The 450-nt window shown below is 25.6% G+C and carries 1 protein-coding gene; it reads left to right on the forward strand.

Going from position 1 to position 450, the window contains the following annotated elements; translation table 11 throughout:
- Positions 1-87 precede the first annotated feature (87 nt).
- Positions 88-450 (forward strand): hypothetical protein (locus INF77_RS23150; protein WP_227415173.1); only part of this gene is annotated, 363 nt, incomplete at its 3' end.

Raw genomic sequence — 450 nt, forward strand, 5'->3', positions numbered from 1 at the left:
ATATGAATTGGGAATTATTGATAACAAAGAAATAAATACTTTCATCATTGGGATAGGATATTTGTTTTGATTTTGAAGGTGAATAAAATGATCTCTAAAAAATTATTAAGAATATACGTTATTACTGACAATTATTTTTTATATCACGGCATCAGGGAACTTATTGAAGATTCAAAAGTTTTTGAATCTTATACATATAACGTTGAGCAAACCACAAAGCTTCCAACACTTATTTTTTATCATAAGTATCATACTCAAGATATTATTATTAAAGATAACTTTTTACATTGTTATGCAGTTTCAAAATACAGACCAGAAAAAACTTTGATTTTACCATGTAATTACGACTTGGATAAATACATTGAGTGTTTTAATGATTTAACAGACCAAAATGACTTTCATGATATGCTTCATTTTAAAAAACTATCATCACAAGAGACTCTTTTGTTA

This window comes from Enterobacter cloacae complex sp. P1B (genome assembly GCF_014982345.1).
GTDB lineage: Bacteria > Pseudomonadota > Gammaproteobacteria > Enterobacterales > Enterobacteriaceae > Enterobacter > Enterobacter bugandensis.